Origin of the sequence: Pseudomonas sp. RU47 (genome assembly GCF_004011755.1) — a bacterium.
GTDB lineage: Bacteria > Pseudomonadota > Gammaproteobacteria > Pseudomonadales > Pseudomonadaceae > Aquipseudomonas.
Genome location: NZ_CP022411.1, coordinates 60,250 through 85,635, shown reverse-complemented (window position 1 = coordinate 85,635; position 25,386 = coordinate 60,250). Strand labels below are relative to the sequence as shown.

Sequence of the window (25,386 nt, the reverse complement as noted above, 5' to 3'; positions counted from 1 at the left end):
TGCCCGATAAGGAGAACAATAAATGGCAACTCATGAGCATTATTTCGTTCCGGCCCAGAGCAAATGGCCGATCATTGCCACGGTCGGGATGCTCGTCACCGTGTACGGCCTGGCCACCTGGTTCAACGATCTGAAGGCCGCGCGCCCGGAATCCCACGGCCCGCTGATCTTTTTCATCGGCGGCCTGCTGGTGGCGTACATGCTGTTCGGCTGGTTCGGCACGGTGATCAAGGAAAGCCGCGCGGGACTCTACAGCGCGCAGCTGGATCGCTCGTTCCGCTGGGGCATGAGTTGGTTCATCTTCTCCGAAGTGATGTTCTTCATCGCCTTCTTCGGCGCGCTGTTTTACGTACGACACATTTCCGGCCCGGCGCTTGGCGGCGAAGGCCCGAAAGGCATCGCGCACATGCTCTGGCCGAACTTCCAGTTCACCTGGCCGCTGCTGCACACGCCAGACCCGAAACTGTTCCCGCCGCCCAAGGACATCATCAGCCCGTGGGGCCTGCCGCTGATCAACACGATCCTGCTGGTCAGCTCCAGTGTGACCATCACCATCGCCCACCACGCCTTGAAGAAGGGCCATCGCGGCGCGCTGAAAATCTGGCTGGCGATCACCGTGCTGCTGGGCTGCGCGTTTCTCGGTTTCCAGGCTGAGGAATACATTCACGCCTATCACGAGCTGGGCCTGACCCTCGGTTCGGGCATTTATGGCGCGACGTTCTTCATGCTCACCGGATTCCACGGCGCCCACGTGACCATCGGCACGATCATTCTGTTTGTGATGCTGATGCGCATCATGAGGGGCCATTTCGACAACGAGCACCAGTTCGGCTTCGAAGCGGCGAGCTGGTATTGGCACTTCGTCGACGTGGTGTGGATCGGCCTCTTTATCTTCGTTTACGTACTCTGAGGGTCAGCATTACCAAGGCGCATGCGACACCAGTTGGCCGCTGTAAAAGCCCCAGGCGATCAAGCCGACGGTGACTGCGGCCAATGCCACCCGAACACTCAAGGCGATGACCAGGCGATTCGAGCTGCTGTCGTCCTTGACCAGGAAAAACAGGCCGCTGAACAGGCTGATCACCGTGGCAATCAGCATCAGGACGATCGCTGTTTTGAGCATGGGAAGAACTCCGGGGGACAGGCGATGCAGTTGAGTATAGCGATCGCAACGACTGACTTTGTGGCGCAGCCATGAAGCGTTTTCGCCCGGGCGTGATACCGACCGTGGTGGTGGCGCTTTTGCTGCCGCTGCTGGTGTCGTTGGGTTTCTGGCAATTGAGCCGTGGCGCCGAGAAAACCGCCCTGCTCGCCAGTTACGCCGAACGCCACGCCGCCGAACCGATGGCCAGCAGCGAGTTACTGAGCAGCGCCGATCCGGCCTATCGCCGTGTGCATCTGCACGGCCAGTTCGATGCCGCGCACAGTCTGTTGCTCGACAACCGCCAGCGCGACGGCAAGGTCGGCGTCGAGTTGCTGCAACCGTTTCAGGATCAACGCAGCGGTTTGTGGCTGCTGGTCAATCGCGGCTGGTTGCCGTGGCCGGATCGCCGCGTGCCGCCACAATTTTCCACACCTGCCGATGCGCTGAATATCGACGCCTGGGTCTACGTCGCCCCCGGCGCTACTTTCCAGTTGCACGCCGATCCGGTCAGCAACACCTGGCCGCAAACCATCACTGCCGTCGAGCCCACCAAGCTGTGGCAAACCCTCGAGCGCGACGGCTTCGCCTACGAATTACGCGTCGAACCCGGCCCGGCCAGCTACGAGGCCGATTGGCCGGTGGTCGCCATGGGCCCGGAAAAACACCTCGGTTACGCCGTGCAGTGGTTCGCCATGGCCACCGCCCTGCTCGGCCTCTACGTCTATTTGGGCTTGCACAACGCAAAGGAGAAACACCATGGGAACGGCCATGAATCCACCCAGCATGTCTGAGGCGAAACCTGCCGCCAGCCGCCGTCGCGGGCGCATTCAGTTATTGCTGATTGTGCTCGGCGTGGTCGGCCCGATGCTGCTCGCCACCGGCATGTACAAATTGCAGTTCTGGGTGCCGGAAGGTCGCAGCTATCACGGTGAGCTGATCGGCAACGGCCAGACCCGCGCCGACCTCGGCGTGCAGGCCGACGAGGAGCGCTGGCAAATGCTGGTCACCGCGCCGAAGGATTGCGCGGTGGACTGCCAGCAACTGGTGTATCTGGCGCGGCAGATCCAGATCGGCCTCGGTCGCGAGGCCGGCCGCGCCAGCCATGCCCTCGCCGTCGCGCAACCAGTGAGCGCCGATTACGAGGCCAAGCTGACCCGTGAATATCCACAACTGCAACGCTATCCGCTGGACGCTGGTGTGTTCAGCAAAACCACTGGCGACAAAGCCACGCCGCAACTGTGGATCATCGATCCGCACGGCAACCTCGTGCTGCGTTACGAGCCGAATGTGAACGGCAAGGATCTGCTCAACGACCTGCGGCACCTGCTGAAACTGTCGAACATCGGATAAGGGCATCGTCATGGCCAAACCTGGATTTCGCCTCGCGCTGTTTGCCACCCTGCTGGCACTGATTGTGGTGCTGCTCGGCGCCTATACGCGCCTGACCCACGCCGGCCTCGGCTGTCCGGACTGGCCGGGCTGCTACGGCTTTATCAGCGTGCCGAAAAGCGAAGCGCAACTGGCCCATGCCGAACTGCATTACCCCGACTCGCCGGTGGAGGCGCACAAGGGCTGGAACGAGATGATTCACCGCTATTTCGCTGGCACCCTTGGCCTGCTCATTTCGATTCTCGCCGGGCGGGCGTGGGTCAATCGACGTCATCCGGGACAGCCGTTGAAGCTACCGCTGTTTCTGCTGGCGGTGGTGTTTGCGCAAGCCGCGTTCGGCATGTGGACGGTGACGCTCAAGCTCTGGCCGCAGGTGGTCACCGGGCATTTGCTCGGCGGTTTTGCGACCCTGAGCCTGTTGTTTTTGCTGACGTTGCGATTGTCCGGCGTGCTGCCGGCGCTGACCGTACCCAAGCGTTTGCAGTATTGGGCGACGGCGGGATTACTGTTGGTGATTGGCCAGATCGCCCTCGGTGGCTGGGTCAGCTCCAACTACGCAGCGGTGGCCTGTATCGACTTCCCCACGTGCCACGGGCAGTGGCTACCGCCAGCGGATTTCGCCAACGGGTTTCACCTGACCCAACACATCGGCCCGAACTATCTCGGTGGGCAACTCGACAGTGATGCGCGCACGGCGATTCACCTGACTCACCGGATCGGCGCGTTGCTGGTGACGTTGGTTTTGCTCGGTCTGGCCTGGCAATTGAAAGTGGTCGGCATGACGCGGCTGGCCGGCCTGCTGCTGATTGCCCTCGCCGCGCAAATCACCCTCGGTATCAGCAACGTGTTGTTCCATCTGCCGCTGCCGGTGGCGGTCGCGCATAACGCTGGCGGTGCGGCGCTGTTGCTGACCATGGTGCTGGTCAATTACCACGCGCGCACCAGTCTGGTCCGGGTCAAACAACCGGTGCTCGCACGCTGGCGTCTGAGTCCGCGTAAACACGCGGCCGCGCCCATCACCATAAAAGGAGAAACACCGTGGCGATTCTGATTGGCGAACGCCCGCATCAGGCGATCTGGCGTGATTATCTGGAACTGACCAAACCGAAAGTCGTGGTGCTGATGCTAATCACCTCGCTGGTCGGCATGTTCCTCGCGACTCGCGCCGGGGTGCCATGGACGGTGCTGGTGTTCGGCAATCTGGGGATTGCGTTGTGTGCCGGCGGCGCGGCGGCGGTCAATCATGTGGTCGATCGGCGCATCGATGCGGTGATGGCGCGCACGCACAAACGGCCGTTAGCAGAAGGCCGGGTTTCACCGGCGGCAGCGCTGACCTTTGCTCTGGTGCTGGCGCTGCTCGGTCAGGCCTTGTTGCTGACGTTCACCAATCCGCTGACGGCGTGGCTGACCCTGGCTTCGCTGCTCGGTTATGCGGTGATCTACACCGGTTTCCTTAAACGGGCGACGCCGCAGAACATTGTCATCGGTGGCCTCGCCGGCGCCGCGCCACCGCTGCTTGGCTGGACCGCCGCCACCGGCCACGTCAGCGCCGAACCGTTGTTGCTGGTGCTGATCATCTTCGCCTGGACGCCGCCGCACTTCTGGGCATTGGCGATCCATCGCAAAGAGGAATACGCCAAGGCTGACATCCCGATGCTGCCGGTCACCCACGGCGAGCACTACACCAAAGTGCATATTCTGCTGTACACCTTCGCGCTGCTGGCGGTGAGCCTGCTGCCGTACGTGATCCACATGAGCGGCGTGCTCTACCTGATTTGCGCGCTCGCTCTCGGCGCAAGGTTTCTGCAATGGGCCGTGGTGCTGTACCGTGGCACTCGGCCGCACGCGGCGATCAACACCTTCAAGTACTCTATTTGGTACTTGTTTCTGCTGTTCATCGCCCTGCTCGTAGACCACTACTTACTGTTGAACCTATGACTCGAACCCAGAAAACCGTCTTCATCCTCGTCGCCGTGATCGCGCTGATCCTCGGCCTGACCGTCAACAAAGTGCTGAGCGGCAAGGGCCAGGGCGACCCCACTGCGCTGATCGACGCCGGCATTATTCTGCTGCCGCAGAGCCGCAATCTGCCGGACGTGACGATGACTGATCAGGACGGCCAACCGGTGGCGATCAACGAGCTCAAAGGCAAGTGGAGTCTGCTGTTTTTCGGCTACACCTTCTGCCCGGACATCTGCCCGACCACCCTCGCACAGCTGCGCCAGATCAAGAGCGAGTTGCCCAAGGACGCTGTGGACAAGTTGCAGATCGTGCTGGTCAGCGTTGACCCGAACCGCGATAACCCCAAGCAGTTGAAGCAGTATCTGGGTTACTTTGATCCGCAGTTTGTTGGCCTGACACCGACTTCGATTGAAGAACTGCAGAAGGTGGCAAATGCGGTGAGTATTCCGTTTATTCCGGCGGACACCAGCAAGCCGAATTACACCGTCGACCATAGCGGCAATCTCGCGGTGATCGGGCCGGATGGTACGCAGCGTGGGTTTATTCGGGCGCCGCTGAACAACGCCAAACTGGTCGCGCAGTTGCCGGTGATGCTTAACCGCAAATAAAAGCTGAAGAGCGAAAAGCCCCTCACCCTAGCCCTCTCCCAGAGGGAGAGGGGACTGATCGGGGAATATTGGGAAGCTACACCGAATTGAACGTCCTGCATTGAATCCATAATCGCCAAGACCTTTCAGGTCGATGTATGACGCAAGACACCTCGGTCGGCCCCCTCTCCCTCTGGGAGAGGGCTGGGGTGAGGGGCAGCTTCACAGCAGGTCCAAAGCCAAACATCAGACACAAAAAAGGGGACGCTCATGGCGTCCCCTTTTCGTTGCAGCAATCTAAATCAGAACGCCGGCAATACCGCGCCTTTATACTTCTCGGTAATGAATTTCTTCACTTCCGGGCTGTGCAGCGCAGCAGCGAGTTTCTTCATCGCGTCGCTGTCCTTGTTGTCCGCGCGGGACACGAGGATGTTCACGTACGGCGAATCATTGCCTTCAATCACCAGCGCATCCTTGGACGGATCGAGCTTGGCTTCCAGCGCGTAGTTGGTGTTGATCAGCGCCAGATCGACCTGGGTCAGCACGCGCGGGATGGTCGCGGCTTCCAGTTCGCGGATTTTCAGGTCTTTCGGGTTCTGCGCGATGTCTTTGACGGTCGACAGGATGTTGGTCGGATCCTTCAGCGTGATCACGCCAGCCTTGGCCAGCAGCAACAACGCACGGCCACCGTTGGTAGCGTCGTTCGGGATCACCACGTTGGCACCGCTTGGCAGATCCTTCAGATCCTTGAGCTTGCTCGAGTAAGCGCCCAGCGGCTCCAGGTGCACACCGGTCACGGCAACCAGACTGGTGCCCTTGGCCTTGTTGAACTCATCGAGGTACGGCTGGTGCTGGAAGAAGTTGGCGTCCAGGCGCTTTTCCGCGACCTGTACGTTCGGCTGAATGTAGTCGGTGAAGACCTTGACCTTCAGATCCACACCTTCTTTGGCCAGCGCCGGCTTCACGAACTCGAGGATTTCCGCGTGCGGCACCGGGGTGGCGGCAACGGTCAGGGTTTCGGCGTGGGCCGAGAATGCTGCAACGGCAGCAAAAGCAGCGATCAGTTTTTTCATTCAGCTAACTCCTTATGAGGCGCCCGTCTGGCGCCTGCCAGCGAATGGCCGGCTCATCTGTTCAATACAAAACCGCTTATTTGCGCGAAAAATGCACGACCAAACGGTCGCCCACCATCTGCAGCACTTGCACCAGAATCAGCAGCAACACCACAGTGACGATCATCACGTCAGTCTGGAAACGCTGGTAGCCGAAACGGATCGCCAGGTCACCCAGACCACCAGCGCCAACCACACCGGCCATCGCCGTGTAGGACACCAGTGTAATCGCCGTCACCGTAATCGCCGCGAAGATGCCCGGACGTGCTTCCGGCAACAAGGCGTTCATGATGATCTGCCGCGTGGTCGCGCCCATCGACTGGGTCGCTTCGATAATGCCGCGATCAACCTCACGCAGCGCAGTTTCCACCAGACGCGCGAAGAACGGTGTGGCACCGACTACCAACGGCGGAATCGCACCGGCCACGCCCAGCGACGTGCCGGTGATCAGCACGGTGAACGGGATCATCACGATCAACAGAATAATGAACGGCAGCGAACGCAGGATGTTCACCGCCAGCGACAGGACCGCGTACAGACCACGGTTTTCCAGCAACTGACGCGGGCTGCAGAGGAACAGCAACACGCCCAGCGGCAGGCCGAGCAACACGGTGAACAGCAGCGAACCGCCAAGCATCAGCATGGTGTCGCCGGTGGCCAGCCAGATTTCGTACCAATCGATGTTGGTGAAGAAACTGATCAGGTCTTCCATTAGCGCAATACCTCCATGTGAACGTCAGCGGCGGTGAAGCGGGCGAAGGCCGCTTCCATGTCGCCACCGGTGACGGCGAGGGTCAATTGCCCGTACGGAATGTCTTTGATGCGGTCGATACGACCGGCGAGGATGCTGTAGTCGACGCCGGTTTCCCGGGCGACGGTACCGAGCAACGGCGCGTAGGTCGCTTCGCCCTGGAAGGTCAGACGCACGATGCGCCCCGGCACGTGCGCGAAGTCATCACGCTGCTCGCTTTCGTCGATCTGCTCGCTTTCCTGGACGAAACGCTTGGTGGTCGGGTGCTGCGGATGCAGGAACACATCGGCCACCGAACCTTGCTCGACGATTACGCCGGCATCCATCACCGCCACTTGATCGCAGACGCGACGGATGACATCCATCTCGTGGGTGATCAGGACGATGGTCAGTTTCAGCTCGCGGTTGATCTCGGCCAGCAGTTGCAGGACCGACGCCGTGGTCTGCGGGTCGAGGGCACTGGTGGCCTCGTCGCACAGCAGAATCTTCGGCTTGGTCGCCAGGGCGCGGGCGATGCCGACGCGCTGCTTTTGGCCGCCAGACAATTGCGCCGGGTACTTCTTGGCGTGGTCGGACAGACCGACCCGCGCCAGCAACTCGGCGACACGCTTGTCGATCTCGCTGCCCGACAGTTCGCCGGCCAGGGTCAGCGGCAACGCAACGTTGTCAGCCACGGTCTTGGAGGCGAGCAGGTTGAAGTGCTGGAAGATCATCCCGACTTGCTGACGGAAACGGCGCAGGCCGTTGGCGTCCAGCGCGGTGACTTCTTCGCCGTCGACGATGATCTTGCCGCCGCTGGAGTTCTCCAGGCGATTGATCAGCCGCAGCAGGGTACTTTTGCCCGCGCCGGAATGGCCAATGAGGCCGAACACCTGCCCGTTCTCGATGGCGAGACTGGTCGGGTGCAGCGCGGGAATGTCCTTACCGGCGACGCGGTAAGTCTTATGGACGTTTTGAAACTCGATCACGTAGCGAACCTTGTGGGGCGCGTTAGAAAAGGATCAGCGGTTAGCCGGGCGCGCATTTTAGCCTGTCCGTATAGAGGTTCTTAGCATTTATTTCGCAATTAACCTTCGATTTGGCAATAACAAGATCAAAGGTCATAAAAAAGGAACGCCCCCAACGCCTCATCAGTCACTAAGTAAGCGACTTGAAAACCCTGGGTGCCGTGCCCGGGAACCACTCAAGAGTCCCCGGCCAGCATCGGGGTCAACCGAGGAGTTTACGACTGATGAGCAAGAAGCCTACGACAGATAAAAGCCAGATGGCCGGAACCGATACCCCGGATCGCGCCAACACCAACGCCAAACTCGACAGCCTGGAAAAGTTTCGCTCCGACGCCACCGGCCAGGCCCTGCGCACCAACCAAGGCGTGAAGATCGCCGACAACCAAAACACGCTCAAGGCCGGCCCGCGCGGGCCGTCGCTGCTTGAAGACTTCATCATGCGGGAAAAGATCACGCATTTTGACCATGAGCGCATTCCGGAACGCATCGTCCACGCACGCGGCACCGGCGCGCATGGTTTCTTTCAGGCGTACGAGAACCATTCGACGCTGACCAAGGCCGGTTTCCTACAGGATCCGGGGAAAAAGACCCCGGTATTCGTGCGCTTTTCCACGGTGCAGGGCCCGCGTGGTTCCGGCGATACCGTGCGTGACGTGCGCGGTTTCGCGGTGAAGTTCTTTACCGATGAAGGCAACTTTGACCTGGTCGGCAACAACATGCCGGTGTTTTTCATTCAGGACGCGATCAAGTTTCCCGACTTCGTCCACGCGGTGAAGCCCGAGCCGCACAATGAAATCCCAACCGGTGGCTCAGCCCACGATACCTTCTGGGATTTCGTCTCGCTGGTGCCGGAATCGGCGCACATGGTCATCTGGGCGATGTCTGACCGGGCGATTCCGAAAAGCCTGCGCAGCATGCAGGGCTTCGGTGTGCACACCTTCCGGCTGATCAACGCTGAAGGCAAATCGCGCTTCGTCAAATTCCACTGGCGCCCTACCGCCGGCACGTGCTCGCTGGTCTGGGACGAGGCGCAGAAGCTCGCCGGTAAAGACACCGACTACCACCGTCGCGACCTCTGGGAAGCGATCGAAATGGGCGATTACCCGGAATGGGAACTCGGCGTGCAGATCATCGAGGAGGAAAACGAGCACGACTTCGATTTCGACATCCTCGACCCGACCAAGCTGATCCCCGAAGAGATCGTGCCGATCACGCCGCTGGGCAAGATGACGCTGAACCGCAACCCGGACAACTTCTTCGCCGAGACCGAGCAAGTCGCGTTCTGCCCTGGCCACATCGTGCCGGGCATCGACTTCTCCAATGACCCGCTGCTGCAGGGCCGACTGTTTTCCTACACCGATACGCAAATCAGCCGACTCGGTGGGCCGAACTTTCATGAGCTGCCAATCAACCGCCCGGTGGCGCCGTTCCACAACGGCCAGCGCGATGCGCAGCACCGCACGGTGATCGACAAGGGCCGCGCGTCTTACGAGCCGAACTCGATTGATGGCGGCTGGCCGAAAGAAACGCCGCCGGCCGCGCAGGACGGTGGTTTCGAAAGTTATCCAGAGCGCATCGATGCCAACAAGATCCGCCAGCGCAGCGAGTCGTTCAGCGATCACTTCTCCCAGGCGACGCTATTCTTCAACAGCATGAGCGATCACGAGAAGGAGCACATCATTGCCGCTTACAGCTTCGAGCTGGGCAAGGTTGAGCGCGAGTTCATCCGTGCGCGGGAAGTGAACGAGATTCTGGCCAACATCGATCTGCAACTGGCCAAGCGTGTGGCGGCTAATCTGGGTCTGCCAGCGCCGAGCAAAGGTACGGTGGATGTGCGCAAGGTGTCGTTTGATCACTCGCCGTCATTGAGTCAGGCTAATTTGCTGCCAGAAAACATCAAAACTCGAAAAGTGGCGATTCTTGCTGCCAACGGCGTCGATGGTGCGGCGATAGATGCAATGAAGAAGGCATTGGCCGCTGAGGGTGCGCATGCCAAGTTGCTCGGCCCGACTTCAGCGCCGGTGAAGACCGCTGACGGCAAAATGTTGCCAGTGGATGCTTCGATGGAAGGCATGCCGTCGGTGATTTTTGACGCGGTGTTCGTGCCGGGTGGTGCGGCGTCGGTGAAGGCGCTGAGCGGCGACGGCGTGGCGTTGCATTACCTGCTGGAGGCGTACAAGCATTTGAAGGCGATTGCGTTGCACGGCGATGCCAAGCAATTGCAGGATCTGCTGAAACTGGAAGCGGATGCCGGGTTGTTGCAAGGCAAGGATGTTGGCGCGCTGACGAAGCCATTCTTTGCTGCGATCGGACAGCATCGGGTTTGGGATCGCGAGCCTAAGGCGAAGGCCATTCCAGCTTAAGATCTTCGTTGGCTGAAAGGACGCTTTCGCGAGCAGGCTCGCTCCCACAAGGGTTCTCCTATAAACACGAATTTTGTGTTCACTGGAGATCCCTGTGGGAGCGAGCCTGCTCGCGAAGCTTTTTAGGGTTTACGCGGACTGAGAACCATCTGCGCAGGCACGGTGCGCACGGTCTGCTTCACAATCTTCAGATCAAAATCCGGATTCAATTTCTTGACCCGCTTGGTCAGCAACGTCGCCAACCAAGGATAGTCATTGGTGCGTGGTGCCTGAATGGTCACCCCACACTCGTAATTCACCACATCAGCGGCGATCGCATCCAGTTGCCGACGAAGTTTGCGGCTATCGGTGATATTCAGCGCCACCGTGGTGCTCTCGGCGGTCGGATCGATCACCTTGGCTTTCGGCTTGGCTTCGGCTGCCAACAGTGCCGCTTCAGCTTTTTCCAGCTCAGCCTTGCGCGCTTCGGTGATGGCGCCATTCACGCCACCGGTCAGCGCCGGCGCTTTCGGCATCAACGCGCGAGCACGGCTCAGCGCTGTGGCGGCGGCATTCACATCGCCCTTCTGCAGCACGATCTGGCTGCGACGCAGATACGCCTCGGCCAATTGCCGCTGGTATTGCTCAAGGGATTGATCGTTGGGGGTGTCTTTCTGCAAAGCCGCCAATTGATCTTCGGCAGTGGCCAGTTCGCTGCTGGCCAGGCTTTGCTCCAGCTGTGCGATGGCCGTAGCCCGCGCATCGGGGACTTCGGCCACCGGCGGCGTGCTTTGGCAGGCGCCCAGTAGCACTGAAAATGCGACAAGGAGCAGATAACGGGAGGCGAACGGCTTCATTCCTGCGACTCTCTATTTGCGCAAAAAGCGGCCAAGTCTACACCCCACGACGGGGCAGAACAAAACTCAACAGAAACAGTGCGGCCGCCGTCACAACGATTGACGGCCCCGCCGGGGTGTCCTTGAACCACGACAGAGACAGCCCGCCACACACGGCGAGCATGCCCAGCAGGCTCGCGCCCAGGGCCATCTGCTCCGGCGAGCGGGCGTGACGCTGTGCCGCAGCCGCCGGGATGATCAACAGCGAGGTAATCAGCAACACACCGACGATTTTCATCGCCACCGCGATTACTACCGCAATCAACAACATCAGCGCCATGCGCAGACCTGCGACCGGCAGGCCTTCGACCTTGGCCAGCTCTTCGTGCACGGTAATCGCCAGCAATGGCCGCCACAGCGTCACCAGCAACACCAGCACCGCCGCGCTGCCGCCGAGGATCCACGCCAGATCGGTCGGGCTGATCGCCAGCAGATCGCCGAACAGATAGGCCATCAGGTCGATCCGCACTTCATGCATGAAGCTTAGTACCACCAGGCCGAGAGAGAGCGTGCTCGGTGCGAGAATTCCCAACAGCGTGTCAGACGCCAGCGGTTGGCGCTGTTGCAAGGTCACCAAAAGCACCGCCAGCAGCAAGCAGCCTAAGGTGACTGCAACGGTCGGGCTGACATCCAGCAAAAAGCCCAGCGCCACGCCGAGCAATGCGGCGTGGGACAAGGTATCGCCGAAATAGGCCATGCGCCGCCAGACCACGAACGAACCCAACGGACCTGCAACGATCGCCAACGCCAGACCTGCAAGCAGGGCATACAACAGAAAATCAGCCATGCTTGCAGTTGTCTCCATGAACGTGAGGTTGGCCAATAACCGGCCCTTTGACCACTGAACCGTGCAGATCGTGAGCGTGGTCGTGATGGTGGTGATAGACCGCCAGGCTCTGCGCGTTCTTGCCGAACAGCTCGACAAACGCCGGATCGCCGCTGACCTGCTCGGGATGCCCGGAGCAGCAGACGTGACGGTTGAGGCAGACCACTTGGTCGGTGGTGCTCATCACCAGATGCAAATCGTGGGACACCATCAACACGCCGCAGCCGTGGCGGTCGCGCAGACGAGTGATCAGGCTGTACAGCTCGGCCTGCCCGGCGACGTCGACGCCTTGCACCGGCTCGTCGAGCACCAGCAATTCCGGTTCGCGCAGCAGTGCCCGCGCCAGCAGCACACGCTGCATTTCACCGCCGGAAACGCTTTGCACAGGGCTGTCGATAACGTGTTCAGCGCCGACCTCTTTCAGCGCGGCCAGCGCACGCGGACGATCAACGCCCGGCACCAGCCGCAGAAAACGCAGCACCGACAGCGGAAGAGTCGGATCGACGTGGAGTTTTTGCGGCATGTAACCGACGCGCAGTTTCGGTTTGCGCCAGACGCTGCCGCTGTCCGGTTTCAACAGGCCCAGCACGGCGCGCACCAGCGTGGTCTTGCCGGCGCCATTGGGGCCGATCAGGGTGACGATCTGCCCCGGTTCGACGCTCAGCTCGATATTGTCCAGCACAGCCTGCCCGGCAAATGTGACGGCGACCTGCTCCAGACGGATCAGCGCGTTGCTCATCAAGCCCCCTGGCAACCGGAGCACAGGCCGACGACTTCGACGGTCTGCGCTTCGACGATGAAACCGACGTCTTTGGCGCTGTTGATGATCGCGTCGCTGATCACTTTTTGCTCAAGCTCGATGGCAGCGTGGCAATCGCGGCAGATCAGGAACTGGCCCTGATGCGCGTGCTCCGGATGGACGCAGCCGACGAAGGCGTTCAGCGAAGAGATGCGGTGCACCAAGCCGTTTTCGAGAAGGAAATCCAGCGCGCGGTACACGGTTGGCGGCGCAGCGCGGCGACCGTCCTGCTCGCTCAGCACGGCAAGAATGTCGTAGGCGCCCAACGGTTTGTGGCTTTGCCATACCAATTCCAGCACCCGGCGGCGCAACGCGGTCAGGCGCAAGCCTTTCTGGGCGCACAAGGTATCGGCCTCGGACAAAGCGCTGTGCACGCAATGAGAGTGGTCGTGGGGACGGCTGGCAATCGGTGTAATAGGCATGGGCGGCGACGAGTTTTGATAGAGACGTTATTATGTTACCCGTTCTCGCCTCCTTGAGTGGTCATCGTGTCCCGACTTTTTTCTGTTTTTGTGGCTTTTGTCGCCAGTTTTCTGCTGATCGGTTCGGCTCAGGCCGAGGTCAAAGTCCTCACCAGCATCAAACCGTTGCAGCTGATTGCAGCGGCGGTGCAGGACGGCGTGGCGATTCCCGAAGTGCTGTTGCCGCCGGGTGCCTCGCCGCACAATTACGCGTTGCGCCCATCCGACGTACGGAAGGTGCAGTCGGTCGATCTGCTGTACTGGATCGGCCCGGACATGGAAGGCTTTCTGCCACGCGTGCTGAATGGTCGGACGCTACCGAGCGTCGCGGTGCAGGATTTGCCGGGGATGAAATTGCGGCGTTTTGCTGAGGACAGCCATTCCCACGCCGAAGACGCCGACGAGCATGATCACGATCATCGTCCGGGCACGCTGGATGCGCATTTGTGGCTATCGCCGGTGAATGCGCGGGTGATTGCCGACAAAATGGCCGCTGACTTGAGCACCGCAGATCCGGCTAATGCCGAGCGCTATCAGAAGAACGCCAAGGCGTTTGACGAACGTCTGGACGCACTGGATCAGCGTTTGAAGAAGCGTCTGGCCAGTGTTGAAGGCAAGCCCTACTTCGTCTTCCACGAAGCGTTTGATTACTTTGAAGAGGCTTATGGCCTGAAGCATGCCGGTGTGTTCAGCGTGGCCGCCGAAGTGCAGCCCGGTGCGCAGCATGTTGCGGCGATGCGCAAGCGATTGCAGGAAGTGGGCAAGACTTGTGTGTTCAGTGAGCCGCCATTGCGTCCGCGTCTGGCCGAGACTTTGGTGGCCGGTCTGCCGGTGAAGCTGGCAGAACTGGATGCGTTGGGCGGGTACACCCCGGCGACGGCTCAGGGCTATGAGCAGGTATTGGAGAAGCTGGGTAACGATTTGGCCGGGTGCCTGGAATCTCTGTAACCCCCGGCATCGGTGTTGCCCCCATTCGCGAGCAGGCTCGCTCCCACAGGATCACCGAAATCCTGTGGGAGCGAGCCTGCTCGCGAAGCTTTTAAAGGGCGAAAGGCAACGGTGTACTGACCTGCTGCCGCTGCGCCAAGCGCTGCTCAAACTCCCGCGGATCGTGAATTAACACGTCCTGCCCGGCGAACTGCTCCGCCGCGATCAACCGCGACAGCCAGAATCGCACACAGGCCACACGCAGCATGGTCGGCCACAACTCAGCTTCCGCCGCCGTAAACGGGCGCAGCGCCGCATAAGCGCCAAGGAATGCGCGAGCACGCGGGCCATCAATCAAACCGTCCTCGTCCGAGCACCAGTCATTCAAGGCAATCGCCACGTCATAGAGCATCGGCCCCGAGCAGGCGTTGTAGAAGTCGATCAGCCCGGTCAGGTGCGTGCCTTCGAACATCGCGTTATCGCGAAACAGGTCGGCGTGGATGTTCGCCCGGGGCAGCGCGAGGATCTTCTCTTTGCGCTCGGTGATTTCATCCAGCGCCTTTTGTAGCAGCACACGCGGTTCATCGCTCAGGTGCGAGAGAAACTCCGTGCCCTCCTCCAGCATCCAGTCCAGGCCACGATCGGTCTTGCGCTTGATCATGTGCTCGCCCTGGGTCGCCAGGTGCAGATGCGCCTGCAACTCGCCGACCTGCGCGCAATGCTGGGCATTGGCAACTTTGATGTGCTTGCCAGAGAGGCGCGGTTGCAGCAGTGCCGGTTTGCCCTTCAGCTCACGCAGCGCCACACCGTCAATGGTGCGCAGTGCATACGGCACCGGCAAGTCGGCTTCGTGGAGCACATCGAGCAGGTCGATGAAGAACGGCATCTCCTGCACCGGGCCACGCTCGACCAGGGTCAGAACGAACTCGCCCTGCTCCAGGCTGATAAAGAAGTTGGTGTTTTCGCTGCCGGCGGCGATCCCCTGGAAATCAAGCAGACGGCCAAGCCCGTAAGGGGCGAGAAAGGTTTCCAGCTCGGGCCGAGCCAGGGGAGTGAACACAGACATGTTTTAACTGCCAGTACGGGCGCCGCCAATGGCGGCGCCGGGTGAATTAAAAATCTACTTCCATTCGAAAATCTTCCACGACGGAATCAGCATATCCGGCTGATCCGAGCGGATGAAGTTTGCATCCGTCCCGTCTGCACGCACCAGAAAGTAAGGCGGCGCGCCCTTTGGCGTGACTTTGATCGCGTACAGGAACCCGTTTTGACGGTACTCCTGAATCGTCTTGTCGCCTTCCGTGCGAATGGTGACTTCAGGATCTCCCGACGGCGCATCATCCGCCGCCATCGCGGCCAACGGTGAGACAGCAATCAGACCGACCAGCAGCAAGCGATTTAACGTACGCATGATAACCTTGTCCCTTTGTCGTCAACGGTCCCGCTATTCTAGCGCCGGACCCGCCGAAAAGGTTGATCCTGCTCATGAGCCAAGCCCCCCTCGTCCTGGTGGACGGTTCGTCTTACCTGTACCGCGCCTTTCACGCACTGCCACCACTGACCACCTCCAAAGGCCTGCCGACCGGTGCGGTCAAGGGCGTGCTGAACATGCTCAAGAGTCTGCGCAAGCAGTACCCGGACAGCCCGTTCGCCGTGGTGTTCGACGCCAAGGGCGGGACATTTCGCGATGAAATGTACGCCGAATACAAAGCCAACCGCCCAAGCATGCCCGACGACATGCGCGTGCAGATCGAGCCGCTGCACCAGAGCGTGATCGCCCTCGGCTTCCCGCTGCTGTGCGTGGAAGGCGTCGAGGCCGACGACGTGATCGGCACCCTCGCCCGCAGCAGCGCGGCGGCGGATCGTCCGGTGGTGATCTCCACCGGCGACAAGGACATGGCGCAACTGGTCGATGGCCACATTACCTTGGTCAACACCATGTCCGGTAGTTCGATGGACGTGGAAGGCGTGAAGGAGAAATTCGGCGTCGCACCGGAGCAGATCATCGATTATCTGGCGCTGATGGGCGATTCGTCCGACAACATCCCGGGCGTTCCGGGCATCGGCCCGAAAACTGCCTCCGGCCTGTTGGTCGGCGTCAATGGCGGCCTCACCGAGCTGTACGCCAATCTCGACATCGTCCCGACCCTGCCGATTCGCGGCGCGAAAACCCTGCCGGCCAAGCTTGAAGAGCACAAGGAGATGGCGTTCCTCTCCTATCAACTGGCGACCATCAAGGTCGACGTGCCGCTGGACGTCGAACTCGACGATCTGCAGATGGGCGCGGAAGACCCGGCCAAGCTCTACGAGCTGTACTCGCTGCTCGAATTCAAAAGCTGGATCAACGATCTGGATCGCGACGCCAAACGTCTGGAACTGAGTGCGGCCAGCGAGCCTGCGCCGGCCGGCGATCTGTTCAGCGCGCCAGATATCGAAACTCCCGCTGCTCCGACCGAAGCCGCGTACGAGACGATCCTCGATCAAGCGCGTTTTGATGTCTGGCTGGAAAAGTTGAACAACGCCAAGCTGTTCGCCTTCGACACCGAAACCACCGGCATCGACGCGCAGCAGGCGCAACTGGTCGGTCTGTCGTTCGCCGTGCAGGCCAACGAAGCCGCGTACATTCCGCTGACCCACTCCTACATCGGCGTGCCGGAGCAGCTGGATCGCGACACCGTGCTGCGCGCACTCAAGCCGATTCTGGAAGACCCGAGCAAGCTCAAGGTCGGCCAGCACGCCAAGTTCGACATGAACATTTTGGCCAACTGCGCCATCGGCGGCGATCAGAGCCAAGGCATCAACGTGCGCGGCATCGCCTTCGACACGATGCTTGAGTCCTACGTGCTCAACTCCACCGCCACCCGCCACGACATGGACAGCCTCGCGCAGAAGTATCTGGATCACACCACCGTGAGCTTCCAGGACATCGCCGGCAAAGGCGCCAAGCAGCTGACCTTCGACCAGATCGCGCTGGAACAGGCCGGGCCGTACGCCGCCGAGGACGCCGACATCACCCTGCGTCTGCACCAGACCTTGTTCGAAAAACTCAGCGCCATCCCGAGCCTGGCCAGCGTGCTGACCGATATCGAGATTCCGCTGGTGCCCGTCCTCGCCCGCATCGAACGCCAAGGCGCGTTCGTCGACGCAGAGCTGCTCGGCATCCAGAGCATCGAGCTGGGCAACAAAATGGTTGCGCTGGAGCGCGAAGCGTTCGAGATCGCCGGGGAAGAATTCAACCTTGGCTCGCCGAAACAACTGGGCGTGATTCTCTACGAGAAACTCGGTCTGCCGGTGCTGAAGAAAACCGCCAAGGGCCAGCCGTCCACCGCTGAAGAAGTGTTGGCGAAACTCGCCGAAGACGATCACCGTTTGCCGAAGGTGCTGATGGAGCATCGCTCGATGAGCAAGCTGAAAAGCACTTACACCGATCGCCTGCCGGAGCAGATCAACCCGCGCACCGGCCGCATCCACACCTCGTATCATCAGGCTGTGGCGTCGACCGGGCGCTTGTCCTCCAGCGATCCAAACCTGCAGAACATCCCGGTGCGTACCGCTGAAGGCCGGCGCATCCGTCAGGCCTTCGTCGCGCCGAAAGGCTACAAACTGCTCGCGGCGGACTATTCGCAGATTGAGTTGCGGATCATGGCGCACCTGTCCAAGGACGAAGGCTTGATGAATGCCTTCCGCAACAATCTTGACGTGCACACCGCGACCGCTGCCGAAGTGTTCAAGGTTGAGCTCAACGAAGTGACCTCTGACCAGCGCCGTGGCGCCAAGGCGATCAACTTCGGTCTGATCTACGGCATGGGCGCGCAGAAGCTCGGCAAGGACATCGGCGTCGATACCAAGACCGCCAAGGCTTACATCGACACTTACTTCGCCCGTTACCCAGGCGTTCGCGAGTACATGGATCGCACCCGCGCACAGGCGGCGGATCAGGGTTATGTCGAGACCTTCTTCGGTCGTCGCCTGTACCTGCCGGAGATCAACTCGAACAAGCCGCAGGAACGCGCCGCCGCCGAACGTACGGCAATCAACGCGCCGATGCAGGGCACCGCTGCCGATATCATCAAGAAAGCCATGGTCGCGGTGGATAACTGGCTGGCGGCGTCCGGGCTGGACGCCAAAGTCATCCTGCAGGTACACGATGAACTGGTGCTGGAGGTTCGCGAGGATCTGGTCGAGCAGGTCAGCGCCGAGATTCGCGTGCACATGAGCGAAGCGGCGAAGCTGGATGTGCCACTGCTGGTCGAAGTGGGTGTGGGCAATAATTGGGATGAGGCTCACTGAGCCTTTTGAACACGGTTTGCCGCGACCTGTTGTCGCGGCAACGCCAGTAAAACCTGCTTATTTCTAAAAGCGCTCGATATTATTCCAAAGCTTTTTGAAAAAAATCTGAACTAATCTGGAAGGACACTACTCAGAGATACTGAATGGCTGGTGAAGCCCTTCGATGCTCCTATGTTGTGTTAAGTGTTGGCAGATATCTGAACCCCGCCCTAGCGGTTCGGAACTTAAACCCCGGAATTTCTCCCTCCCCAATGAAATCCGGGGCTTTTTTTGCCCAAAATTTGTCTGTAGCGCGTTCATGCTGCGTTGAAAGCTCAGCTCAAATGCTCATTTAGGTCCCCTAAACTCAGCTTTTCACTGCCCTTTCGCCTTGCCTGAACACACTACAAACAAATTTCCCTATCCCGATTACTCGGCTGCCGCCTCGGCGCCTTTGTCTGCCAGTTCCATCCAGCCGGCCAGTACAGTGTAGGCCTCTTCCAGGCCCATGCGTTTTGGCGCGGAGAACAGCTGGATGGTGACCAGATCACCCCAGCCCTTGCGGATTTCCGACTGCACTTTGAGCAGGGTGTTCTTGGCTGCGCCGTAGGTGAGCTTGTCGGCCTTGGTCAGCAGGATGTGCATCGGCATGCCGGCCGCAACGGCCCAGTCAAGCATCAGCAGGTCGAAGTCGGTCATTGGATGACGGATGTCCATCATCAGAATCAAACCTTTCAAACTCTCCCGGCCACCGAGGTAAGCCTCGAGGTGACGCTGCCAGTGCATCTTCAGCGGGATCGGTACTTTTGCGTAACCGTAGCCCGGCAGGTCGACCAGACGGCGATCTTCGTCTAGCTTGAAGAAGTTCAACAGCTGTGTGCGACCCGGGGTTTTCGAGGTACGCGCCAGGCTGGCGTGAGTCAAAGTGTTCAGTGCGCTGGATTTGCCGGCGTTGGAACGACCGGCGAACGCCACTTCGAAGCCTTCGTCGTCAGGGCATTGATCGACTTTGGCGGCACTGAGCATGAACGTGGACTGTTGGCACAGGCCGAGGATGGGATTCTTGAGTTGCATGGGATTTCCGATGTGGGCGGCGCCGGGATTGGGCGCGGAACGCGGTGTCGCTTCCGTTTCAGTGACGCCAGTATATAATGCCGCAGATTTTGTGTGTGCTTTGTCCCAGCGTAGGATGAAGTTCACGAGAGCGACAGACCTTGATTGCGCATTAGAACGCAGAACGCTCTCAACCCTGAAAAGGTCGTTTTATGACGAAATGGCTGCTGGCTGCCGGAGTCTTGATGCCGCTTTACAGCGCACAGGCTACACAGGATCCGGAAGCTGTGTACAACCGTGTTTGTGGTGCCTGTCATTCCGGCCAACTACCCATGGCGCCCGAAAGAGGCGATCAGGAAGCTTGGACGCCGAGGTTGGCGAAAGGTATGGGGACGCTGGTGCAACACGTGACCCAGGGTTTCAAGGCGATGCCGCCGCGTGGTTTGTGCATGGACTGCAGTGCCGAGGATTACCAAGCCATCATCCTGTGGATGAGCGCGAGTAAGCCCGGTCCATAACTTAACCCTTAGCCGTAGTTGGATTAGCTGATGAACAAATTGATCGTGAGTCTGCTGTTGACCGTGGGAATCTCAGGCTTCGCCCATGCTGCCGGTGATGCCGCAGCAGGCCAGGCAAAAGCCGCCGTATGTGGAGCCTGCCATGGCCCGGACGGGAACAGCATGGCGCCAAACTTTCCGAAACTGGCCGGTCAAGGTGAACGCTACCTGACCAAGCAACTGCACGACATCAAGTCGGGCAAGCGCACCGTTCTGGAAATGACTGGCTTGCTGACTAACCTGAGCGATCAGGACCTGGCCGACATCGCCGCCTACTTCGCCAGCCAGAAAGGCAGCGTCGGCGCCGCCGATCCGAAGATCGTCGCTCGCGGTGAAGCGCTGTTCCGTGGCGGCAACCTGGCCAAGGGCCTGCCCGCCTGCACCGGTTGCCACTCGCCGAACGGCGCCGGCAACGCAGCTGCCGGCTTCCCGCACCTGGGTGGCCAACACGCTCAATACATCGCCAAGCAGCTGACTGATTTCCGCAAGGAAGAAGGCGGCCGCAACAACGACGGTGACACCATGACCATGCAAACCATCGCCAAACGCCTGAGCGACGAAGATATCGCTGCGGTCTCCAGCTACATTCAAGGTCTGCACTAAGGCCTACGGATCGAGCGCTGCAGGCGATGGACATCTCCTGCAACGTTAACGCTCGATTAATCCGTCGCAGCAAGTATAAAAAGGGTGGCTTTGGCCGCCCTTTTTTGTGGCCGCTGCCGTTACACTACAGAACTCATGCCCGCCAGGATCTGTCTGAAAACAGGTCGCGCGAGGCGACCCAAATTGTCCAGGAGTAAAGCATGCGTAATCTGATCATCAGCGCCGCTCTCGTCGCTGCCAGCCTGTTCGGCGTGACCGCTCAAGCCGCCGAAGCCCCAGCCGCCCCTTACGTGGAACTGGCCAACCCGGTACCGGTTGCAGAGCCTGGCAAGATCGAAGTGGTCGAGCTGTTCTGGTACGGCTGCCCGCACTGCTACGCCTTTGAACCGGTGATCAACCCGTGGGTTGAAAAACTGCCATCCGACGTCAACTTCGTGCGTATTCCGGCGATGTTCGGCGGCCCATGGGACGCTCACGGCCAGATGTTCCTGACCCTCGAAGCCATGGGTGTCGAGCACAAGGTTCACGCGGCGGTTTTCGAAGCAATCCAGAAACAACACAAAAAGCTGACCGACAAGAACGACATGGCTGACTTCCTCGCCACCCAGGGCGTGGACAAGGACAAGTTCCTCGCCACCTTCGACTCTTTCGCCATCAAAGGTCAGATCGTAAAAGCTCGCGAACTGGCCAAGAAGTATGAGATCACTGGCGTACCCACCATGATCGTCAACGGCAAGTACCGTTTCGACATCGGCTCTGCCGGCGGCGCCGAGCAAGCGTTGAAACTGGCTGACCAACTGGTCGCCAAAGAGCGAGCGGCAACCAAGGCTGCAGCCAACTAAGCGCGGCTACCGCCATGCGCCGCTGGAAGTCTGAACGCATCGTTGGCCTGCATGATCCGCAGGTCAACGAGCATCACCTGGAGTCCACGGGCCTGCCCGCAGACCAGCGTCTGCGCTTGCTCAGTTTCAATATCCAGGTCGGCATCAGCACCGAGCGCTATCGACATTACCTGACCCGCAGCTGGCAGCATCTGCTGCCGCACAACGGGCGTTCAGGCAACCTGCAAAAGATCGGCGACCTGCTGGGCGACTTCGATCTGGTCGCACTGCAGGAAGCCGATGGCGGCAGCCTGCGTTCGGGCTACGTCAATCAGGTGGAACATCTGGCGCAGCTCGGCGCCTTTCCCTACTGGTATCAACAACTCAATCGCAACCTCGGCCGACTCGCTCAGCACAGCAATGGCGTGCTCAGTCGCCTGAAACCGTCGGCGATCGAAGATCACCCGCTGCCCGGACCGAAAGGTCGTGGCGCGATTCTGCTGCGTTTCGGCGAAGGCCCGGAAGCGCTGGTGGTGGTGATGATGCACCTGGCCCTTGGCGCGCGAACCCGCAGCCTGCAACTGGCCTATATTCGTGAGCTGATTGGCGGTTACAAACACCAAGTGTTGATGGGCGACATGAACACCCATGCCAGCGATCTGCTACAACATTCACCGTTACGCGATCTCGGCCTGCTGGCCCCGCAGGTGGAAGCGACATTCCCCAGCTGGCGCCCTCAGCGCTGTCTTGATCATATTTTGCTCAGCCCGACCCTAACCCTGGAAAAGGTCGAAGTGCTGGCACAACCGATTTCCGATCACCTGCCGGTCGCGGTAGAGATTCGTCTGCCGGGTTCGCTCACGGCCGATGCATTGCCCGCGTTGAGTCCTGCCCCTCGCGGAACCCCTGAATGAGCGACGACGCCCAGCGCTGGAAAGAGAAGTACCTCAAAAGCATCGAACAACAGGACAAACTTGAACGCCGCTGGGCCGCCAGGCTCGATTTGCTGCGCCGCGGCCTGGTGCGCAGCACGCTGGCGGCCGAAGGCACCGATAAAGTCGTTGATCAGTGCATGAAAGAGATGCGCGACGTGGTGCGCACCGATGACATGGACGCCGGCCTCGCCGCCCTCCTGCCGCGCCTGGAAAAAGCCGTGCTCGATTCCGAGCAGCGCCGCGAAACCCGCATCGATCAGGTCAGTACCGCGCTGACGTCGCTGGTCACCCAGTTGCAGGCTTTGCCGCTGCCGCGTGAGGTCGCCCAGCCGCTGAAGAAATTCGCCAAACAACTGGATGGCCGCGTCGGTTCGGCGCGGGAAATGCCATTGCTGTTAAGTGAGCTCAGTGGTTTGCAGGGCAAAGCGTTAAGTCAGTTGGACACCCCGGCAGAGCCGGGTCGCCCGGGATTGTTGCAGCGTCTGTTCGGTAGTCGTGACAGCGAAGAAGCGCCAGCGACAGAATCACCCGCGCCGCTGCAAGCCACGCCGCCGCAACCGCCTGCCCCACCGGCGCCCGAACCAGAAGCCGCACAGCCCGCCCCTGTCGCCGTGATCGAAGCCATGACGGCAGCGCCTGTCATCGAAGCTGTGGTGTCCGTCGAAACAACGACGCCAGCCGCCCAGGCTCATTTGGAACCGGAACCGGCAGAGGTGGTTAACTTTGTACCACCCACGGTCGTCAGCAAAGTCAGTAGCCCTGCGGTCGAACCGCAGGCTGAGCACATCGAGCCCGAGCCTGTTTTCGCCGCAGCTCCAGCTCAGACGCCCATCGCGCCCGCCGCCATCAATCCTGATGAGCTGATCCACCCCGGCGACCCGGCACCGCTGATCCTCGACAGCCTGCCGCTGCCCGAACCGATTGCCCAGGCGCTGGCAGCCATCGACCCGGAACAGCCCGAGCACGACATCCTGTTCGCCCTGCCGGATACCCCGGAGCCGTCTTACAGCTCCGTGGCCAAACACATCGAAGACACCCTGATCGGCCTCCTCGACGACCTGACCCTGCCGGAGCGCCACCGTCCGCAAGCCGAAGCCATGCGTGAAAGACTGAAACATGGCTTGAACTGGTACGAACTGATCCCGATCCTCGACGATCTGGCGACGTTGATGCTGGCGATCACCGACAGCGGCCAGCACGAATTCGAAGCCTACCTGCAACAGCTCAACGAGCGCCTCGAAGCGTTCCAGAGCAATCTGCAAGCCGCCAGCGAAGGGCATGCCGACAACAGCTCGGCGGCGCGGGCAATGGACACGCAGATCCGCGAGCAAGTCGACGGTTTGCAGACCAGCGTGCAGGAAGCGGCGGATCTGGAAGACCTCAAGCATGTGCTGGAGAACCATCTCGAGGGCCTGCTAGGCACCATGGACCAGCACCAGAAGCAGCGCGACGCTCGCGAACAGGAAGTCGCAACGCGGCTGAAAAGCCTGTCCGAGCGCGTGGCGCATATGGAGCAGGAAGCCCAGGGTTTCCGCGAACATCTTGAAGTACAAAGACAGAAAGCCCTGATCGATCCGCTCACCGGCCTGCCCAATCGCGCTGCGTGGAGCGAACGCCTCGAACATGAAATCAAGCAGTGGCAGCAGCACGGCAACACCCTGAGCCTGGCGATGCTCGATCTGGATCACTTCAAACGCATCAATGACAACTACGGCCATCTGGCCGGCGACAAGGTGCTGAAAATCATTGCCACCGTGCTGCGCAAACGCCTGCGCGGCTCCGACTTCATTGCGCGTTTTGGTGGTGAGGAATTCGTACTGCTGCTACCGGCCACTCCGCCTGCAATCGGTGCGAAATTGCTGGAAACGTTGCGAGCGGCAATCGAAGCCTGCCCGTTTCACTTCAAGGGTGAGCGAGTGACGATCACCATCTCCATGGGACTGGCAACATTCCGCGCTGGAGAACACAGCGATCTGGTGCTGAAAAGAGCCGATCAGGCGCTTTACCGCGCTAAAAATGCAGGACGCAACCGGGTCGAGCTGGGCTGAGCAAATTGTTCCATTTTGTTTAAATCCGCCCGCTGACCGTCGAGACGCAAGGCAGTACGTTACACTGTTGCATTACTGTCTTGCGTGTAATGCCTTCTGCCATGAAATTCTTTACCCTCCTCGCTTCGCTGCTCGTTCTGGCCGGTTGTGCCAGCGGCCCGCGCTACAACACCAGCCATCCTTCGGCCAATTACGACAGCCGCATTCAGTTTGTGGTCGTGCATTACACGTCGGCCTCGCTGGAGCGCTCGCTGCAATTGCTGACCCACGGCGAAGTCAGCAGCCATTACCTGATCGGCGACGACAAGAGCGGCACTGTCTACAAGCTGATGGATGAAAACCAGCGCGCCTGGCACGCCGGCGAAAGCCAATGGCAGGGCCGCACCTGGCTCAACTCCAGTTCGATCGGCATCGAAATCGTCAACCCGGGCTTCAAGGACACGCCGACCGGACGCCTGTGGTATCCGTACAGCGAGGCGCAGATTCAATCATTGATCGTCCTGCTCAAGGACATCAGCAAGCGCAACGGCATCAGCCCGCGACACATCATTGGCCATAGCGACATCGCGCCGCTGCGCAAGCTTGATCCAGGACCGTTGTTCCCGTGGAAACGCCTCGCCGCCGAGGGTTTGGGCCTGTGGCCAAATGAACAAGCCGTGGCGCGCCAGCAAGCGCTGTTCAACAGCAGCGAACTGCCGAGCATCAGCTGGTTCCAGGCACAACTGGCGCACTTGGGTTATGACACGCCGCAAACCGGCGAACTGGACGTTGCGACGCGCCACGTCCTCGCAGCCTTCCAGATGCACTTCCGGCCTTCGCGCTTCGACGGCACGCCGGATGCGCAAACGGCAGCGCTGCTGCTGGTCCTCAATCAGACAAAATAATGACGCCCGCCCG

At 60.3% G+C, this 25,386-nt stretch carries 26 protein-coding genes; 15 read left to right on the top strand and 11 right to left on the bottom strand.

Going from position 1 to position 25,386, the window contains the following annotated elements:
* Positions 1-22 precede the first annotated feature (22 nt).
* A complete protein-coding gene (locus tag CCX46_RS00410) occupies positions 23-910 on the top strand; it encodes a cytochrome c oxidase subunit 3 (RefSeq protein ID WP_127925323.1) in 888 nt (295 codons plus the stop codon).
* A gap of 9 nt (positions 911-919) precedes the next feature.
* Here CCX46_RS00410 and CCX46_RS00405 read toward each other — a convergent pair whose 3' ends face one another.
* Positions 920-1,123 (bottom strand): twin transmembrane helix small protein, encoded by a 204-nt coding sequence (locus CCX46_RS00405; protein WP_127925322.1) that lies wholly within the window; start codon positions 1,121-1,123, stop codon positions 920-922.
* Between the two features lie 71 nt (positions 1,124-1,194).
* On the opposite strand from CCX46_RS00405, the gene CCX46_RS00400 reads away from it, so the two are divergent.
* From CCX46_RS00400 to CCX46_RS00380, 5 genes are read left to right on the top strand one after another with little or no spacing between them, the layout of a single operon-like run.
* A complete protein-coding gene (locus CCX46_RS00400) occupies positions 1,195-1,935 on the top strand; it encodes an SURF1 family protein (RefSeq protein ID WP_127925321.1) in 741 nt (246 codons plus the stop codon).
* Positions 1,901-2,494, top strand: a complete 594-nt coding sequence (locus CCX46_RS00395; protein ID WP_127925320.1) for a hypothetical protein — start codon at positions 1,901-1,903, stop codon at positions 2,492-2,494. The genes CCX46_RS00400 and CCX46_RS00395 overlap by 35 nt, the downstream gene beginning before the upstream one ends.
* A 10-nt stretch (positions 2,495-2,504) precedes the next feature.
* The gene (locus tag CCX46_RS00390; protein WP_127925319.1) at positions 2,505-3,584 is read left to right on the top strand and encodes a COX15/CtaA family protein; all 1,080 of its coding nucleotides are present in this window, start codon (positions 2,505-2,507) and stop codon (positions 3,582-3,584) included.
* Entirely contained in the window at positions 3,572-4,471 is a 900-nt protein-coding gene (gene cyoE / locus CCX46_RS00385) for a heme o synthase (RefSeq protein ID WP_038365028.1), read from the top strand. Before CCX46_RS00390 ends, cyoE begins: the two co-directional genes overlap by 13 nt.
* Positions 4,468-5,103 (top strand): SCO family protein, encoded by a 636-nt coding sequence (locus CCX46_RS00380; protein ID WP_127925318.1) that lies wholly within the window; start codon positions 4,468-4,470, stop codon positions 5,101-5,103. Before cyoE ends, CCX46_RS00380 begins: the two co-directional genes overlap by 4 nt.
* A gap of 281 nt (positions 5,104-5,384) precedes the next feature.
* Here CCX46_RS00380 and CCX46_RS00375 read toward each other — a convergent pair whose 3' ends face one another.
* From CCX46_RS00375 to CCX46_RS00365, 3 genes are all read right to left on the bottom strand, one after another.
* Positions 5,385-6,155: a MetQ/NlpA family ABC transporter substrate-binding protein gene (locus CCX46_RS00375; protein ID WP_127925317.1), complete on the bottom strand. Its 771-nt coding sequence runs from the start codon at positions 6,153-6,155 to the stop codon at positions 5,385-5,387.
* Between the two features lie 76 nt (positions 6,156-6,231).
* Positions 6,232-6,906 (bottom strand): methionine ABC transporter permease, encoded by a 675-nt coding sequence (locus CCX46_RS00370; RefSeq protein ID WP_127925316.1) that lies wholly within the window; start codon positions 6,904-6,906, stop codon positions 6,232-6,234.
* Positions 6,906-7,913, bottom strand: coding sequence for a methionine ABC transporter ATP-binding protein (locus CCX46_RS00365; RefSeq protein ID WP_127925315.1), 1,008 nt, complete (start codon positions 7,911-7,913; stop codon positions 6,906-6,908). The genes CCX46_RS00370 and CCX46_RS00365 overlap by 1 nt, the downstream gene beginning before the upstream one ends.
* A gap of 260 nt (positions 7,914-8,173) precedes the next feature.
* Between CCX46_RS00365 and katE the strand changes: the two genes are divergently transcribed.
* A complete protein-coding gene (gene katE / locus CCX46_RS00360) occupies positions 8,174-10,315 on the top strand; it encodes a catalase HPII (protein WP_127930337.1) in 2,142 nt (713 codons plus the stop codon).
* A 122-nt stretch (positions 10,316-10,437) separates the two neighbouring features.
* Here katE and CCX46_RS00355 read toward each other — a convergent pair whose 3' ends face one another.
* Genes CCX46_RS00355 through CCX46_RS00340 form a run of 4 tightly spaced genes read right to left on the bottom strand, consistent with a single transcriptional unit; the run spans position 10,438 to position 13,237 of the window.
* Positions 10,438-11,151 (bottom strand): PA5502 family lipoprotein, encoded by a 714-nt coding sequence (locus tag CCX46_RS00355; RefSeq protein WP_127925314.1) that lies wholly within the window; start codon positions 11,149-11,151, stop codon positions 10,438-10,440.
* Between the two features lie 37 nt (positions 11,152-11,188).
* Complete coding sequence (znuB, locus tag CCX46_RS00350; RefSeq protein WP_127925313.1) at positions 11,189-11,977, bottom strand: zinc ABC transporter permease subunit ZnuB; 789 nt, start codon at positions 11,975-11,977, stop codon at positions 11,189-11,191.
* Positions 11,970-12,755, bottom strand: coding sequence for a zinc ABC transporter ATP-binding protein ZnuC (gene znuC, locus CCX46_RS00345; protein WP_007911759.1), 786 nt, complete (start codon positions 12,753-12,755; stop codon positions 11,970-11,972). Before znuC ends, znuB begins: the two co-directional genes overlap by 8 nt.
* The gene (locus tag CCX46_RS00340) at positions 12,755-13,237 is read right to left on the bottom strand and encodes a Fur family transcriptional regulator (RefSeq protein WP_007911760.1); all 483 of its coding nucleotides are present in this window, start codon (positions 13,235-13,237) and stop codon (positions 12,755-12,757) included. The genes znuC and CCX46_RS00340 overlap by 1 nt, the downstream gene beginning before the upstream one ends.
* A gap of 66 nt (positions 13,238-13,303) precedes the next feature.
* On the opposite strand from CCX46_RS00340, the gene CCX46_RS00335 reads away from it, so the two are divergent.
* Positions 13,304-14,224, top strand: coding sequence for a zinc ABC transporter substrate-binding protein (locus tag CCX46_RS00335; protein WP_127925312.1), 921 nt, complete (start codon positions 13,304-13,306; stop codon positions 14,222-14,224).
* Between the two features lie 91 nt (positions 14,225-14,315).
* On the opposite strand, the gene CCX46_RS00330 is transcribed toward CCX46_RS00335, so the two are convergent.
* Both CCX46_RS00330 and CCX46_RS00325 read right to left on the bottom strand, forming a co-directional pair.
* Positions 14,316-15,269, bottom strand: coding sequence for a homoserine kinase (locus CCX46_RS00330; protein ID WP_127925311.1), 954 nt, complete (start codon positions 15,267-15,269; stop codon positions 14,316-14,318).
* A gap of 54 nt (positions 15,270-15,323) precedes the next feature.
* Positions 15,324-15,614 (bottom strand): DUF2782 domain-containing protein, encoded by a 291-nt coding sequence (locus CCX46_RS00325; protein ID WP_127925310.1) that lies wholly within the window; start codon positions 15,612-15,614, stop codon positions 15,324-15,326.
* 74 nt (positions 15,615-15,688) lie between these two features.
* Between CCX46_RS00325 and polA the strand changes: the two genes are divergently transcribed.
* Entirely contained in the window at positions 15,689-18,493 is a 2,805-nt protein-coding gene (polA, locus tag CCX46_RS00320) for a DNA polymerase I (RefSeq protein ID WP_127925309.1), read from the top strand.
* Between the two features lie 408 nt (positions 18,494-18,901).
* Here polA and yihA read toward each other — a convergent pair whose 3' ends face one another.
* Positions 18,902-19,546, bottom strand: coding sequence for a ribosome biogenesis GTP-binding protein YihA/YsxC (yihA, locus tag CCX46_RS00315; RefSeq protein WP_008081236.1), 645 nt, complete (start codon positions 19,544-19,546; stop codon positions 18,902-18,904).
* 191 nt (positions 19,547-19,737) lie between these two features.
* Here yihA and CCX46_RS00310 point away from each other — a divergent pair, with 191 nt between their 5' ends.
* The 6 genes from CCX46_RS00310 to CCX46_RS00285 all read left to right on the top strand — a co-directional run bounded on the left by CCX46_RS00310 (position 19,738) and on the right by CCX46_RS00285 (position 25,373).
* Positions 19,738-20,043, top strand: coding sequence for a c-type cytochrome (locus CCX46_RS00310; RefSeq protein WP_045123119.1), 306 nt, complete (start codon positions 19,738-19,740; stop codon positions 20,041-20,043).
* A gap of 30 nt (positions 20,044-20,073) precedes the next feature.
* Positions 20,074-20,685 (top strand): c-type cytochrome, encoded by a 612-nt coding sequence (locus CCX46_RS00305; protein ID WP_016986443.1) that lies wholly within the window; start codon positions 20,074-20,076, stop codon positions 20,683-20,685.
* Positions 20,686-20,885: 200 nt separating this feature from the next.
* Entirely contained in the window at positions 20,886-21,527 is a 642-nt protein-coding gene (locus tag CCX46_RS00300; protein WP_122604722.1) for a thiol:disulfide interchange protein DsbA/DsbL, read from the top strand.
* Between the two features lie 14 nt (positions 21,528-21,541).
* Positions 21,542-22,420 carry an endonuclease/exonuclease/phosphatase family protein gene (locus CCX46_RS00295; protein ID WP_007911779.1) on the top strand — a complete coding sequence of 293 codons (879 nt, stop codon included), beginning with the start codon at positions 21,542-21,544 and terminating at the stop codon, positions 22,418-22,420.
* A complete protein-coding gene (locus CCX46_RS00290; protein ID WP_127925308.1) occupies positions 22,417-24,489 on the top strand; it encodes a diguanylate cyclase in 2,073 nt (690 codons plus the stop codon). The genes CCX46_RS00295 and CCX46_RS00290 overlap by 4 nt, the downstream gene beginning before the upstream one ends.
* 101 nt (positions 24,490-24,590) lie before the next feature.
* A complete protein-coding gene (locus CCX46_RS00285) occupies positions 24,591-25,373 on the top strand; it encodes an N-acetylmuramoyl-L-alanine amidase (protein WP_127925307.1) in 783 nt (260 codons plus the stop codon).
* The last annotated feature ends 13 nt before the right edge of the window (positions 25,374-25,386 follow it).